Source organism: Streptacidiphilus monticola (genome assembly GCF_042658505.1).
Classification (GTDB): domain Bacteria; phylum Actinomycetota; class Actinomycetes; order Streptomycetales; family Streptomycetaceae; genus Streptacidiphilus; species Streptacidiphilus monticola.
The window spans coordinates 118,666-132,980 of sequence record NZ_JBHSQJ010000083.1; the positions used below are offsets into that span (position 1 = coordinate 118,666).

Genomic DNA, 14,315 nt, shown 5'->3' on the forward strand with positions numbered 1-14,315 from the left:
GGCGGCGGGCTTGGGGCCACCGGCTCCGCCGGGCCCGCGGGCACGGCCTCCGCCTCCGGGTGGACCACGGCGGCGGACTCCACCGACCACGGATACGTCCCGGGCGGCGGGTTCGCCGCCGCCGGGGCCACCGGCTCCGCCGGGGCCACCGCACGGCCGGATTCCGCCGAACACGGCGTGCTTGCCGGCGTTCGGCGCCCTGCCGGGGGAGGCGGTGCCGCCGGAACGGCCGCCCCGGCTGGGGATGGTGGGGCCGGTTCGGCTGCCGGAGGCGCTCTTCGGGTGGTCGTGCTGCTGCCGACCGACGTGGCCACGCGGGAGCAGCTGCTCGCCGTGGCCGAGTTGGCGCGGGCGGAGGGAGTGCAGGTCCGTGTCATGGACCCGCGCGGCAGCCGGGCGGAGACGGCGGCCTGCATGGCCCGGCTCGCCGTTCAACTGTCGGCCGCGCGGGGGCGTTTGGTCCTCGGCGATCCCTTCTCGCGGCTGATCCAGGCCCTGCTGCCGTTCTCCCGCGCCCGCGAGCTCGTCGTCGTCGACGACGGAACGGCCACTCTGGAGCTGGCCGAACTGCTGCTCAGCGAGGCGCCGTTGGTCCGCTGGCACGCCGGCGGGCGCGGCGGCGGGCGGTTCGCCCGCAAGGCCGGTGAGATCCTGCTGGCGCGACCGTTCGAGCTGTTCACCGCGATGTCCGGCCCGGTCCCGCTCCCCGGCAACGCCGTGCTCACCGCCAACCGCTACGCCTGGGCCCGCCGCCGTTTCGGCGCCCCGACGGTCCGTCAGGGCACGGTCGACCTGGCCGGTACCTCCCTCGTCGAGACCGGGCTCGTGCCCGAGGACCGCTACGTCGAGGGCGTCGCCGAACTGTGCCGGGCCGCCGGGGTCTCCCGCTACCTGGCGCACCGCCGGGAGCGTCCCGAGAAGCTGGCCCGGATCGCCGCGGCGGCCGGGGTGGACGTCGTCCGGCCCCGACTCCCGCTCGAACTGGCCGCGTTGACCGAGCCGGTGGGCGAGCTGCTGCTGTCCTTCCCGTCCACCGTGCTGCACACGCTGCCGCTCGTGCTGGCCGGGTCCCCGGTCCAGGTGCGGGCTGTGGACAGCGTGCACGACTGGCTCTCCCCCACCGCGCCGTCCCGGGCCGCACCCTTCCTGCGCCGGGTCACCCAGGTGCACGTCCCGCTCCCCGGCGCGACGCCGGCCGAGGCCGAGGTCCCCTACGCATGAGCACCGCCGTCCTTCCGTCCTCCACCCCCTCCCCGGCCGCCGGGGCGGCCGAGTCGGCGGGCGAACTGGCAGCCCGGCACGGCCTGTTGCCGCCGAGCCGCCGCCCGTCGCTCGCGCAGTACCTGCGCGCCCTGTGGCTGCGGCGGCACTTCGTCTGGGCCTACGCCCGGGCCCGGATCACCGCGACCTACGCCTCGACCCGGCTCGGCCCGGTGTGGAACCTGCTGACCCCGCTGCTCACCATCGCCGTCTTCTACCTCGTCTTCGGCCTGCTGCTGCACCGCACCGAGGGCACCGGCGAGAGCTACCTCGGCTTCCTGGCGACCGGCGTCTTCGTCTTCCAGTACACCCGCGACGCCTTCCGCGTCGGCGTCCGCGCGGTCTCCGACCGGCTCGGGCTGATCCGGGCGCTCCACTTCCCACGTGCGGTCCTGCCGTTGGCGATCGTGGCGGAGCAGGCGTTCATCCTGCTGGCCTCGCTGACCGTCACCCTGCTGCTGTTGCTCGGGCAGGGCGAGATCCCCTCGGCCCGGTGGCTGCTGCTGGTCCCTGCGGTCGCGCTGCAGACGATGTTCAACTGCGGTGCGGCGCTGGCGATGGCCAGGGTCGGCGCGGTGAGCCGGGACACCCGGGAACTGGTGCCGTGGATCCTGCGGGTGTGGATGTACACGAGCGGCGTCATGTACAGCATCGCCGCGCACGTGAAGCACGCGCCGCACGCCGTCAAGGTGCTGATGGAGGCCAACCCGGCCGCGGTCTACATCGAACTGGTCCGGCACGCGGTGCTGGACGGCTACGGTCAACTGACGCCGCATGTCTGGCTCTACGGCGCGGCCTGGGCGGTGCTCTCCCCGGTGCTGGGCTTCATGTGGTTCTGGAAGGCCGAGCACCGCTACGGCCGAGGCTGAGGCGCACGGTTCGTGGACTGCCCCGCACCGGGTGCACCGCAGCCGCCGGTACGCCGTCGGCGCGCCGCTCTTCCTGCTCCACGCCTCAGCCGTCCGACGGCCGAAACCGCGTGGCAGGGACCTCGGGGCCGCTGGTAGACCTGCGGCATGACCGAGACCGCCCTCAGGGCCGCCCGACCCCACGACATCGACCGCGTCCTGGAGTTCTGGACGCACGCCGCCGAGGGCACGAGCATCACGGACGACCGCGCCGGGGTGGCCCGGCTGCTGGAGCGGGACCCGGAGGCGCTGCTGCTGGCCGAGCGGGACGGCGAACTCGTCGGCACCCTCATCGCGGGCTGGGACGGCTGGCGCGCGTCCCTCTACCGGCTCGCCGTGCACCCGGCCGCCCGCCGTCAGGGCATCGCGAGCGCGCTGCTCGCCGCGGCGGACGAGCGTTTCCGCGCCTTGGGCGGCCGACGCTGCGACGCGATGGTCCTGGTCGACAACGCGACGGCCCATGCCGCCTGGGCCTCCGCCGGCTACGAGCGCCAGGAGCAGTGGCGACGCTGGGTCAAGCCGCTGGCGGCGGAGACCGGCTGAACGACACCACACCGGCCGAACGTGACCGGAAGCCCCGAGGCCCCGGTGAGGCTAGCCTTACCTCACTCGTCTAGGCTCAGCAGCGTGATCCTCTCCGCCAACCAGGTCCTCGGGCGCATGGCCGCCGTCTGCGTCGGCTGGTACGCCGTCATCGCCGCGGCCCGCTACCTGCCCGCGGACACCGCCCTGCACGGAACCGCGCTCGCCGTGCACCTGCTCGCGCTGGCCGTCGGCTTCGGCGCGGTGCTCACGGTCGACGCCACCGGACTGCTGACCCTCGCGGGCCGGCGCAGCACCGCTGCGCTGCTGGGCACGGCGGCCAGGGCCGAGCCGCTGATCTGGGGCGGCTTCGTGGCTCTGGCCGTCTCCGGGGTGGTCCTGCGGCCGGACCTCGGCACCCCGCTGACCGCGGTCAACCTCGTCGCCGCGCTGGTAGCGGCACTCAACGGCGTGTGGGCGGGGACCCTCCGCGCCCGCGTGCCGGCGACCGGCCCGCTCCCGGCGGCACTGGTCCGGATGGCCGTGGTCTCCGGCTGCGTATCCCAACTGGCCTGGTGGACCTCGATCCTGGTCGGCACCTTCGGCTGATCCGGCGTCAGGTCGGATGCAGGCCGGGCCCGCCGTCGAGGTCACAGCCGGGGATCAGACGAAGCCCTCCTCCACCAGTTCCACACCGTCGACAGCTACCCGGTGCCGCTGACCCGAGCCGCCCCAGACCCGGCACCAGCTCGACACCTCCAGCTCCGCCGACTCTGCGGACTCCCCGTCCGGAAGCCGCAGTTCGATGGAGAAGCCGCCGTAGAAGCCCGGGACCGGGAACCAGAGCCCGGGCTCCTCCAGCTCCGTCAGCGGCTCCACCTCGGGCAGCCGCAGCACGTGTTCCCGCACCAGGTCCGCCACCCGCCCCAGGATCACCTCGTGCAGCCCCGCACGGAGCCGGGACGCCGTCTCCTCGGGAACCGGATGGCGCGGGCGCGGGACGAGGATCGACGCCAGCTGCCGGTGCCCCCGTCGTGACGCCACGTCACAGGCGCGCTCGCCGGCCGCGTCGCCCCCGGTGGTGCGCAGCGTGCGCCACGCACCCGCCGCGAGCAGCCGCTCGACGACCGGCTCCGGGGCCCCGTGCCAGGCCGCCTGGTGCAGCGGCGTGTATCCGGAACTGCCGCCGACGCGGGAGGAGTTGGCCAGCTCGGCGTTCTCGCCGACGATGCGCAGGACGGTCTCCCAGTCCCCGTCCCGCGCGGCGTCCGCGAGCGCGTCCCGCTCGGCCAGGTACTGCGGCTTGAGTGTGCTGCGGCTGCCGTAGCCGGACCAGGTCACCGACATGCGTCCGAGGATAGCCACGCCGGCGGCGCACTCGGACCAACGGCCCGCCGACGGAGGCACGTTGACGCTGGACCGGAAGGAAGCGGCGGCCCGCATCAGCCGGCGCCCGACTGCTCATGGAGTTCGAGGGCGACGAGCAGCTGGATCGCCGCGTCGGCCCAGAGCGGCGCCGCGGCCTCGGCGGAGTCTGCGGCCAGGGCGGTCGCGACCGCTTCCGTCCGGCTGGCCGCATCGCGGAGCCCGGTCCTGCGCAGCCCGGCCGCCGCGGCGGTCAGCGCTTCCCTGGGCGCCCGGTCGCGGCCGTGCCCCTGGCCGCGGAGGCCGAGATGGGCCAGCTCCGCCAGGGCGGCCAGGGCCGCGTCGAGAGCCGACGCGATCGGGTCCCCGGCGCGTGCCGTCCCCCAGGAGACTTCGCCCGCGCTCCCTCCCGGCGCCAGGTCGGGGACGGTGCAGCCGCGTTCGGTCAGCACCGCCAGCGGGTCGAGAACCGGGCAGCCGCCTTCGAGGCGAAGCATCCCGCTGACGAACCGGGCACCGCTCCGGAGCGCCTCCGCCAGCGCGTCAAGGCTGCCGGGCCGCACCGGGTCGTAGTCGGCGCGGACGACGACCTCGGTGCCCACCTCGTCACGGACCAGCGCCTCCAGTCGCTGGCGGCCCGGGTCGTAGCCGACGGGCCCGATCTCGCCGACGGCCACGACGCGGACGGCGTCCGCCTCGACCCGGGGGCGGACCAGCCGCGGGGGGCGGCCGTCCCAGGCGCGCAGCTGGGCCCGGACGTCGCGGACGAGCAACGGCTGCGGGAGCTCGGCCCAGGCGCGGCCGAGCGGGGTGATGCTGGTCCCGGCCACCCGTCCGCGGCGGATGGCGACCGTCCGGCTGGGGCCGCGGGAGAGCGTCTCGCTGACGACGTTGGCGGCGGCCAGCAGGTTCAGCGGCGACCCGAGCAGCCGACGGGCCCCGAGCTCGTGCCCGGTGGGCGGTTGACCGTCCGTCAGCTCCCACTGCCGGCGCAGGACCAGGGTGATCCCGGCGTCCGGATGTGCGAAGTACACCGCGGCGGACCGGAGCGCGGGCGCGGCGGAGCCGGCTCCGCCGCGTCCGGTGACCCGGCACCCGAGGGCGACCAGCCGGGCCCGGCGCAGCTGGGTCTCGGCGGGCTCCTGGGTGCCCAGCGCGCCTGCCGGGTCACTCCGGCCCGCCCGGCGGCGCGCGTACAGCTCGGCCAGCAGCCGCGCCGGCTCCGCGGGCTCGTACTGAGCGGCCCGTGCGGCGTAGGCGTCCACTTGGCCGCGCAGTTCGCCCAGGGCGGCCGCCGGCCAGTGCAGCGAGGCACGGGTCAGGGCGGCCGACGCCCGCTCCAGGTGGGCGGAGAGCACCGGACTGGTGTGGGCGACCCCCTCGATCAGCACCTGGTCCGCTAGCGCCAGGGCCTCGGCGAGGACGTCCGCGGACCGCGCCGGAAGACCCTGTGCCGGGCCCGGGCGTCCGCCGACCGAGACCTGGACGGTGGCGGCGGTCCCGGCCGAGACGGACTCCGCCGGTGCGTCAGCCGCGTCCGCCGCGCGGAAGGCGCGGACCGCGAGGGCGATCATCTCGCCGCGCCGGGGTGCGGCGGCGTCGGTGAGGGCGTAGCCGAGCTCGTGCGGCACCGGGAACCGTACCGTGCAGGTGGGCAGCTCGACCCAGGGCACCGGCTCCGCCGGGCCCGCCCTGTGGACGGTCGCCGCGTAGCCGCGCTCCGCGGCTCTGCGCGCGGCGGCGACGGCGGACCGGCCGAGCACGGACTCGAGCCGCTCGTCGTCGAACTCGCCCGGGGACCATACGGGTTGGGTGGGCTCCCGGCCGTCCGGCGGGGCGTCGGCCACGGCCGGGGGCTGATCCTGCGGCGCGGCGTGGAGCCGCTGGTAGGCGAGCACCAGGGCGATCCGGTGGCGGCAGACTCCGGTGGCCGCGCAGCTGCACGCGCTGCCGTCGAGGCCGGTGCCGACGGGCAGCCGGGTCTCCGCACCGTCCGGCGCGCGACCGGTCACCGCGCCGTCGGCCTCGCCGCCGACCTCCGGACCGGCGCCCGCGTCCAGCTCCTTGACGGCTCGCTTGACCAGGCCCCGGTTGGCGAGTGCGGCGAGGGTCTCCGTGCTGAGCGCGAGCAGGTCCTCGCGCAGCGGTGCGACGCTCATCGGCCCACCTTCTCCGCGACGAACTCGGCCAGCCGACCGGGCGTCATCGCGCCCACGTGGACGCCGGCTTCGGCCAGGCGGCCCGCCAGATCGCGGTCGTAGTCCGGCTCCGCGTCCTCGTCCAGCGCGGCCAGACCGAGGACGGTGACGCCCTGCTCCACCAGGCCGCGGACCGTGCGGAGCAAGCGGTAGGGGTCGCCGCCCTCGTAGAAGTCGGAGATGATCGCCACGATGCCGCGGCGCGGGTTGTCCACCAGCCCGGCGGCGTAGTCGGCGGCGCGGGCGATGTCGGTGCCGCCGCCGAGTTGAACGCCCATCAGCAGCTCCACCGGGTCTCTGACGTCGGCGGTGAGGTCGACGACCTGCGTGTCGAAGGCGACCAGGTGCGTCCGCAGACCGGGCAGGCTCCACAGGCAGGCGGCGGTGACCGCGGAGTGGATGACCGAGCGGACCATCGAGCCCGACTGGTCGACCAGGAGGATCAACTGCCACTGCTCCAGGTGCCTGCGGGTCCGGGAGTGGAACCGCGGCCGCTCGATCAGCACCCGGCGCTGCTCGGGCTGGTAGTGCCCGAGGTTGGCCCGGATCGTGCCCTGGAAGTCGAAGTCCCGGGCGAGGGGCAGGCGGCTGGGGCGACGGGACCGGGCCCCGGAGAACGCCCGGCGCAGCTCCGGCCGCAGCCGGTCCAGCAGGTCCCGGACGACGGCTTCGACGATGCGCCGCGCCATCGCCAGGACTTGGGGGTTCATCAGGTGCTTGGTGCGCAGCAGCACGGCTTGGAGCAGGGCGGGGTTGGGCTCGACGCGGGCGAGCACGTCGGGGTCGGTGACGATCTCGTGGATCTCGTACTGCTCCACGGCGTCACGCTCCAGCCGTTCCACCGTCTCCTTGGGGAACAGGCGGTGGATGTCGTCGAGCCAGTCCACCGCGGTGATCTGCGAGGGGCCGTCGCCGCCCGGGCCCGCGGCCGGGGCGGTGGGGCGGACGCCGCGCTCGCGCAGCTCGGGGTCGCGGCCGTAGAGCCACTCCAGCGCGGCGTCGCGGGCGGCGTCGCCCGGGCGCAGCGGCCCGGTCCAGCGTTCGGCCGGGGCGCCGAGGACGAGCCGCCAGCGCTCCAGCCCCTCGTCCGGCTGCGCGGGTGGCGGCGGGACGGCGGCCCGCGGACCGGGGGCGGTCATGCGGGCGCCTCCTCAGTGCGCAGTCCGTGACGGTCCAGCAGTCGGCTCACGTTCTCCTCCAGGGCTCGGGCCCGGGCCAGCAGCAGCGGATCGGCGGACGTGCGCAGCAGCGAGCGCGCGGAGCCCGTGCCGCCGCGCCGGTGCAGCAGGCGTTCGGCGATGCGTTCGCGTTCGCGCGGGGGGAAGAAGGCGAAGGCCTGGCGCAGTGCGGGCAGGCCGACGAGGAACTCCTCCCCGGAGAGGGCGACCACGATCTCGTCCAGGGCGTCGAGCAGCGACGGCTCCTCCGGGGCACCGGCTGCGGCCCCGCCCGCCGCGCCGACCACCTCGTCCCGGGCCACGGCGAACAGCCCCGCCAGCCAAGCGCCCAGGGCCTCCGGGTCGCGCTCACCCAACTCCCGTGCCTGCCTGGCGACTTCGGTGCCAGGTGCCGTCCGGTCGACGCCGGGGGTGCCTGCTCCGGCCGGTCGGGTCGCTGAGAGTTCGTCCGGGGTGGCGAAGCAGCAGAGCAGGCCGGTCGCCGCGCCGCGGAGGTCGGCCGGGGCGGCAGCGTCGGCGGCGATCCGGCCGGCGGTGGCGAGAGCGGCGCCGCGGGGCAGGGTGAGCAGCGGCTCGGCGTGGCGCAGGGCGTCCCGCGCGGCCACGAGGGCCCGCAGCCGGGGGAAGTCGACGCCGCCCTGCCCGCGCATGCCCTCGGCCAGCCAGAAGACCCGCGTGACCGCCTCGTCCACCAGGCGGCCGAGGGCCGGGGATCCCGCGAGGCCGTAGACCCGGTCGTGCCGCCACAGCTGCAGTGCCGTGGCCAACACGGCTCCCAGCGCCCCGAGTTCGCCGACGCGCGCGGTACGCGCCGCGAGCGACTCCAGCAGCTCGGCGGAGAGCGCGTCCGCCCCGCACAGGACGGCGTCGAAGAGCACCCCGGACAGCTCCCCCACCGCCGCGTCGGGCGTCCCGCCGCGGGCGGCGCCGGTGAGCGAGCCGGCCCGCTCGGCCAGCAGGGACGCCGCCGCCTCCGCCAGCCCGGCCCCGTAGGCTCCCGCCTCGATCAGCGCCGCCTCCCGGCCCTGGGCGGGGGTCGGCTCCCAGCGCTCGGTGAAGACCGGATCCTCGCCGCTGCGGGGCCCGTGGGTCCGCTCGTGGCCGGGCACTCCGAGCACGCGCAGCCGGTGCAGCAGGCGGCTGCACCGCAGCCCCTGCGGGTCGGCCAGGTCGACCGCGACCGCCCGCCCCAACTCGACACCGGCGGCCTGCATGTGTGCGGCGACGTCGTCCACCAGCGGGGGCACGGGCGTGTCCGGGTGCAGGCACCCTGTCCGCTCACCGGTGCTCGCCGCGACCATCGCCACCACCGCCGGATCGGTACCGGGCTGCAGCGGGCCGCGCCCGGTCCAGGGCAGCGGCTGCTCCAGCGCCTCGGTGAGCAGCGCGCCCGCCATTCCGTCGAGGACGTCCGTGCGCGCCGGGACAGGATGGCCGCGCAGGGCGGCGAGGCCGCGGGTGAGCGTACGGGCCGCGATCAGGTCGGCGGTGGAGACCGGCAGCCGCGCCTGCCGCAGCCGCCCGGCCACCGCCTCGGTCAGCAGGTCCGCCGCCCGCACCGGGCCGTGCTCCCACAGCAGTTGGTAGTACCCCGGCGAGGGCATGCCGGACTGGTAGCCCGCGAAGGCGTCGAGCTGCCGGAAGGAGTAGGGCACCAGGAAGCTGCCCCCGAGCGCCCCGGCCGGGGGCTGGGGAACGGACGGCCACGCGGGGAGCGAGGCGGCCTGCCCGGCCCCTGCCACCAGTGCGCGCAGCGCCGGCGTGTGGAAGCCGCCGGTGACGACGAGCACCGGCCGCTCGTCCGCCCGGGCCGCCGCGGCACGCACCCACGACGCCATGTACTCCTCGCGCGCCCGGTCGCCGGGCTCGGCCTCGGCGTCGCCGCGGACGAGCTCGAAGTAGACCGCCAGCCGGCGTGCGAGCTCGGCGTCCGCCTCCGTGGCCGACTGCCCTGGGACGTGGCCCAGTTCGAACAGCTGGTCCCACAGCGCGTCCGTCGAGTCGGCCCCGAACCGGGCCCGCAGCCGGCTCGTCGCCTCCGCGTACCGGGCTTCGGCGTCGGCATAGCGGTTGGCCAGGGGCTCGGCACGTTCGACGAACGCCGGGTGCCAGGCCGGGAGGTCGATGAAGCGGACCTCGGCGCCCGCTTCCCGGCCGGCCCGCAGGGCGGCCCACTCGGGTGAGTAGTCGCACAGCGGCGTCCAGGACGTCGCCGTGCGCTCCTGGTCGCGGTAGTGGCTGAACACGGCGATCGGGAGCCGGTGGCCGAGCAGCAGCTCGTCCAGGCGCGGGTTCATGTCGGCCGGCCCCTCGACGAGCACCCAGGCCGGCCGCAGCGCCGCCACCGCGCGCGCCACCAGGCGCGCGCAGGCGGGCGAGTGGTGCCGCACGCCGACGAAGTGAACGGCCATCAGTCGCCCAGCAGGTGCCGCGCCTCGTGGAGCGCCCGCCACTGCGCGCCACCCCGCCGCGACGCCTGCTGCTCCAGGAAGCGCCGCAGCCGGGCCAGGTCCTCCGGGCTGTCCTTGGCCGCGGTGCCCGCGAGACAGGTGACGACGTCGGCCGCGTCGCCCGGCTCGCCCCGCAGGAACCATCCGCGCACACCCACGGCGTGCGCGACCGACACCGCCTCGGCGGTGCTCATCACGGCCGAGAGCCGCTCCCCCGACGGCTGTTGGCCGCGCAGCTCGCGGAAGGTGCCGACCAGCACCTCCAGCACGTCGGGGTCGGGGGCCGCCTCGACGCCCGAGCGCCGCAGCAGGGCGCTCGCCTCCGCCTCGACGAGCGCGAGCTCGGTCGCGAAGTCCGCGATCGGGAAGACCGTCTCGAAGTTGAAGCGGCGCTTGAGCGCCGCGCTCATCTCGTTCACGCCCCGGTCGCGGGTGTTGGCCGTGGCGATGACGTTGAAGCCCGCGCGGGCGAAGACCATCCCCTCCGGCCCGTCCAACTCCGGCACGGCGAGCACTCGTTCGGACAGCAGCGAGAGCAGGCAGTCCTGCACCTCCAGCGGGCAGCGGGTGATCTCCTCGAAGCGGACGATCCGCCCCTCCGCCATCCCGCGCAGCATCGGCGCCGGCACCAGCGAGCGCGTCGAGGGCCCTTCGGAGACGAGCAGCGCGTAGTTCCACGAGTACTTGATCTGGTCCTCGGTGGTGGCCGCGCCGCCCTGGACGGTCAGCGTGGAGGTGCCGCTGACCGCCGCCGCGATCAGCTCCGAGAGCAGCGACTTGGCCGTGCCCGGCTCGCCGACGAGCATCAGCCCGCGGTTGGTCGCCAGCGTCACCAGCGCCCGCTCGACCAGCGACGCGTTGCCGACGAACTTGCGACTGACGCCCGCCTCCTCGTCCCCGACGATGAACCGGCGCGCGGCCCGCAGGCTCAGCTGCCAGCCGGGCGGGCGCGGGTCCCGGTCCGCGGCGCGCAGGGCGGCCAGCTCCTCCGCGTAGCGGACCTCCGCGGGCGGACGCTGCAGTTCCTCCGGCGCCACGGCGGTCATCGGGCCGTCACCTCTTCCAGGTCGGCGAGCAGTTCGGACGCGACGACCGGGTCCAGGTCCCGGAAGCGCAGCGGGTAGTTCCGGCTGGGCCAGTAGTCGCCCGGCGAGCTGTCCAGCCAGATCGTCTGGAGCGTCTGGTCGGGGAACATGTCGACGATGCCGACCGCGATGCCCTCGTTCAGCTCGATCACCAGGTGGACACCGTCCGCGAGCTTCCTGGAGAACCAGCGCTCGACTCCGGCGTCCTGCGGCTCGCCGCGCTCCCAGCCGCGCTTGGTCAGCCCGAGCAGGCGGCCCACCGGGACGCTGCGGCCCTCGAACCGGTGCAGCCGGTTGGCCGCCTCCTCCTCTGGCGTCAACCGGCGCACCGGGCGGCCGAGTTGGGGGAAGGGCTGCAGGATCTCGTAGTCCGCGAACAGCTCGGACCAGGCCGCCGTCGTCTCACCCAGGTGCAGCGGATGCGCCAGCCGCACCGTCGCGTCCTCCGGCAGGACGAGGGCGTCGTCGTGCACGTCCGCGAAGCTGCGGTCCTCGGCGACGCGGAACGCGGTGGCCGTGCCGTCGGCCTGGTCCGCGCACCAGACCAGACGGCGGACGAGGTGCCACACCAGCGGGTGCTGTACGAACAGCTCGCGGAACTCCGTTGCGGTCCAGGTGCGTTGGGCGACCATCGCGGCCTCCAGGCGGCGGATCTGGTCGGCCGCGATGGTGCGCACGTCCTTCTTCAGCCCGGCGAAGCGCTTGCGCTCGGCCGGGGCCAGCTCCGGGTCGTCCTTGACGCCGGGCGCCGGCAGGTCCTTGCGCCGCTTGCCGTCCGCGTCCCGGACGAAGGGGCGCAGCTGCTCGTCGAAGCCCACGGTGAACCGGCGGGTGCCGTAGTCGACGACCGTGGTGCCGTCGGACTCCAGGCCCAGGTCGGGGACGAGCCGGTCCGAGAGCTGGTCGCCGGTGAGCCCCAGGCCCTCCGCCACCTCGGCGATCTTCTCCTGGGCACGGACCTTGAGGGCCTTGAACTTGACCCGCTGGGCGATCCCGTGCAGGTGCAGCAGGGCGACGTCGCTGCCGATCTGGGCCAGGACCGTCAGGCCCTCGACCGCCCGGTGGTGCGCCCCCTGGCCGGGCCAGTCGCGCAGGATCGGGGTGAGCCTGCGGACCGTCTCGTCGTCGCCGAGCGCACCCAGGGCGTGCAGGACCCAGCTCTCCTTGGCCGGCATCGCGGCTTGGCGCCACTCCTCGAACAGGGCCCAGGCGAAGGCCGCCAGGGAGTCCGCCCGGCACAGCTCGGTCACGGTGGCGAGGCCGGGATAGGGGTCGGTGGGCTTGGAGACGGCCAGCATGGTCAGCACGTGACCGGTCGCCTCCTCCGGCAGCGCCTCGCCCGACGTCAGCAGCAGCTGCGGCAGTACCCCCGGGCGCGCCCACGCGGGCAGCACCGGCATCCGGGCCGGCAGCGCGTTCTCCAGCGGGTCCGCGGCCAGCGCCTCGGCGAGGATGTCCGCGGCCTCCGCGCCGTAGCGCTCGCCCGCCGCGGCCAGCAGGGTGTCCGCTCCTTCGGCCGCGGCGACGAGCCGCAGCGCCTGCTCGGCGGCCCGGCGGGCGGCCCCCGGCTCGCCCACGGCGTCCGGCACCAGCAGCAGACCGGCCCGGATGCCGTGCCGGGCGAACCACGAACGAGCGGTCAGCTGCACCGACTTGAGCCGCACCAGGCCGTCCGCGAGCACCCTGGCCGCGCCGGCGTCGAGCACCGGCGCCAGCAGCGCGGACAGGACGGCGGGCTGGGCCGAGGCGACCGAGACCGCCATCGGGATCGCGGCCGCGCCGTACTTGGCGAGCACCGGCCGGAGCCAGTCCTGGCCGCCCCACAGGTCTGTCGGCCGCCACTTCTCCACCCACGGGGCCAGCACCTCCACCGGCCCCTGGTCCAGCAGCCGGGCGGCCAACCAGAGGTTCCCGCCCCCGAGCAGCTTGGCCGCCTCGGCGTTCCAGTCGGTCGAGGCCGGGTACTCCCAGCCCCACGACTCGTGCCCGGTCCAGCGCTCGCGCTCGCCGGGGCGCCACACCAACTCGGAGACGTGGTCCGGCTGCAGGCCGGTGAGCACCCGCGGCTTGCGCGGGGTGCGCCTGCGCGTCCAGGGCGGCGAGACCAGCAGGGCGGGCAGCGTGCCGACCGGCGCTTCGGGGACGCGCTCCCGGACCGCGTCCAGGGAGCCGACCAACTCCGCCGCCGCGGGCTCGAGTCGGGGCAGCAGCAGCGGCAGCAGCGAACGGTGCGCCATCACCTGGGTGTTGAGCAGCTGCCGCGCCGCCGGCGCGTTCTTGCCGTCCGTCAACGCCGCCTCCGCGAGCAGCCGCACGGCCCGCACCGGGAAGCGCTGCGACGCCTCCTGCAGCGCCGGGCGGACCTGCTTGTCGTCGAGGCGGGCGACCAGGAGCCGGAAGGCCTCGTCGGTCGGGAAGTGCGCCACCGCGGCGGCGGTGGCGCGCAGTTGGTCGGAGCCGTAGGCGCGCTCCAGGGCCTCGGGCAGCAACGGCACGCAGGCGGTGCCGAGTCCGTCGGCGAGCGTGGCGAGCAGGCTCACCGTCCAGGCGTTCCAGTCGAGTTGCGGAGTCCTGCCGATCCGGCGCAGCTGCGCGGGATCGCCGAGGGAGCAGAGCAGCAGACTGCGCAGCAGCGGACCGTCGTCGCCGTACCCGCTCTCCTCGTCCAGGCACTGGTCGACCCAGCCCGGCGTGCCGGGCGCCAGATAGGCCGCGACCGCGCGGCGGCGCGGGGTCGTCCGGCTCTCGTCGAGGGCGGCGACGGAACGGGCGTAGGTCTCCTCGTCCGCGGCGACCAGCAGCGCCCGCAGCCGGTCCAGCGGCGGCCGCACCAGGTAGGAGGACACGTGGCCGGGGTCCCGGTGGCGCAGCACCTGCCCGCTGACCGGCCTGCCGCGCTGGTGCCAGTGGGTCTCCAGCTCGAAGGTCTCCACGACGGCGCGGGCGGCGAACTCGAGCCCGTGCGTGACCGTCCAGGCGTCCACGAAGGGCAACTCCTCCCAGCCGCCCGGGCTCCAGGCGGGCGGCAGCAGGCTCGCCACGGCCGCGGCACCGAGCGGATCGGCCTCGCCGTCCAGGTGGGCCCGGGCCGCCCGGACCAGGACCGGGTCGGATTGACGGGACGTCAGCACCCCCTCGATCCAGTCCCGGCGGTCCGCGATCCGCGCCTGCGCCTCGGCCACCGCCTCCGCTCGCGCGGCGGGAATGCTCCGCTGCGCCCCGCCTCGCCGCGGCTGCAGCACGCGCCGCCAGGAGGCCGGGAGGACGAAGGTGTCCTCGTCCGGCAGTTCGGCAGGTCCCGGCGACGCGGGCGGCTCGGGCCGCTCGGGCCGCTCGGGCCGCTCGGCGG

10 protein-coding genes are annotated in these 14,315 nt (G+C 75.8%); 4 read left to right on the top strand and 6 right to left on the bottom strand.

What is annotated here, in order from left to right; genetic code table 11:
• From ACFP3V_RS20555 to ACFP3V_RS20570, 4 genes are all read left to right on the top strand, one after another.
• A partial coding sequence (locus ACFP3V_RS20555; RefSeq protein WP_380585517.1) for a hypothetical protein occupies nucleotides 1-1,221 on the top strand: 1,221 nt, incomplete at its 5' end.
• Nucleotides 1,218-2,129: an ABC transporter permease gene (locus ACFP3V_RS20560; protein ID WP_380585518.1), complete on the top strand. Its 912-nt coding sequence runs from the start codon at nucleotides 1,218-1,220 to the stop codon at nucleotides 2,127-2,129. The genes ACFP3V_RS20555 and ACFP3V_RS20560, both read left to right, overlap by 4 nt.
• Before the next feature lie 147 nt (nucleotides 2,130-2,276).
• Nucleotides 2,277-2,711 carry a GNAT family N-acetyltransferase gene (locus ACFP3V_RS20565; RefSeq protein WP_380585520.1) on the top strand — a complete coding sequence of 145 codons (435 nt, stop codon included), beginning with the start codon at nucleotides 2,277-2,279 and terminating at the stop codon, nucleotides 2,709-2,711.
• An 84-nt stretch (nucleotides 2,712-2,795) separates the two neighbouring features.
• Nucleotides 2,796-3,299 (top strand): hypothetical protein, encoded by a 504-nt coding sequence (locus ACFP3V_RS20570; RefSeq protein ID WP_380585522.1) that lies wholly within the window; start codon nucleotides 2,796-2,798, stop codon nucleotides 3,297-3,299.
• Nucleotides 3,300-3,353: 54 nt separating this feature from the next.
• Here ACFP3V_RS20570 and ACFP3V_RS20575 read toward each other — a convergent pair whose 3' ends face one another.
• The 6 genes from ACFP3V_RS20575 to ACFP3V_RS20600 form a co-directional block, all read right to left on the bottom strand.
• Entirely contained in the window at nucleotides 3,354-4,037 is a 684-nt protein-coding gene (locus ACFP3V_RS20575) for a hypothetical protein (protein WP_380585524.1), read from the bottom strand.
• 95 nt (nucleotides 4,038-4,132) lie between these two features.
• Nucleotides 4,133-6,214 (bottom strand): hypothetical protein, encoded by a 2,082-nt coding sequence (locus ACFP3V_RS20580; protein WP_380585526.1) that lies wholly within the window; start codon nucleotides 6,212-6,214, stop codon nucleotides 4,133-4,135.
• Nucleotides 6,211-7,392 (bottom strand): VWA domain-containing protein, encoded by a 1,182-nt coding sequence (locus ACFP3V_RS20585; protein ID WP_380585528.1) that lies wholly within the window; start codon nucleotides 7,390-7,392, stop codon nucleotides 6,211-6,213. The genes ACFP3V_RS20580 and ACFP3V_RS20585 overlap by 4 nt, the downstream gene beginning before the upstream one ends.
• Nucleotides 7,389-9,842, bottom strand: a complete 2,454-nt coding sequence (locus ACFP3V_RS20590) for a DUF5682 family protein (protein WP_380585530.1) — start codon at nucleotides 9,840-9,842, stop codon at nucleotides 7,389-7,391. Before ACFP3V_RS20590 ends, ACFP3V_RS20585 begins: the two co-directional genes overlap by 4 nt.
• The gene (locus ACFP3V_RS20595; RefSeq protein ID WP_380585532.1) at nucleotides 9,842-10,927 is read right to left on the bottom strand and encodes an ATP-binding protein; all 1,086 of its coding nucleotides are present in this window, start codon (nucleotides 10,925-10,927) and stop codon (nucleotides 9,842-9,844) included. The genes ACFP3V_RS20590 and ACFP3V_RS20595 overlap by 1 nt, the downstream gene beginning before the upstream one ends.
• Nucleotides 10,924-14,315: DUF4132 domain-containing protein (locus ACFP3V_RS20600; RefSeq protein WP_380585534.1), on the bottom strand; the 3,392-nt coding region annotated here is incomplete at its 5' end. The genes ACFP3V_RS20600 and ACFP3V_RS20595, both read right to left, overlap by 4 nt.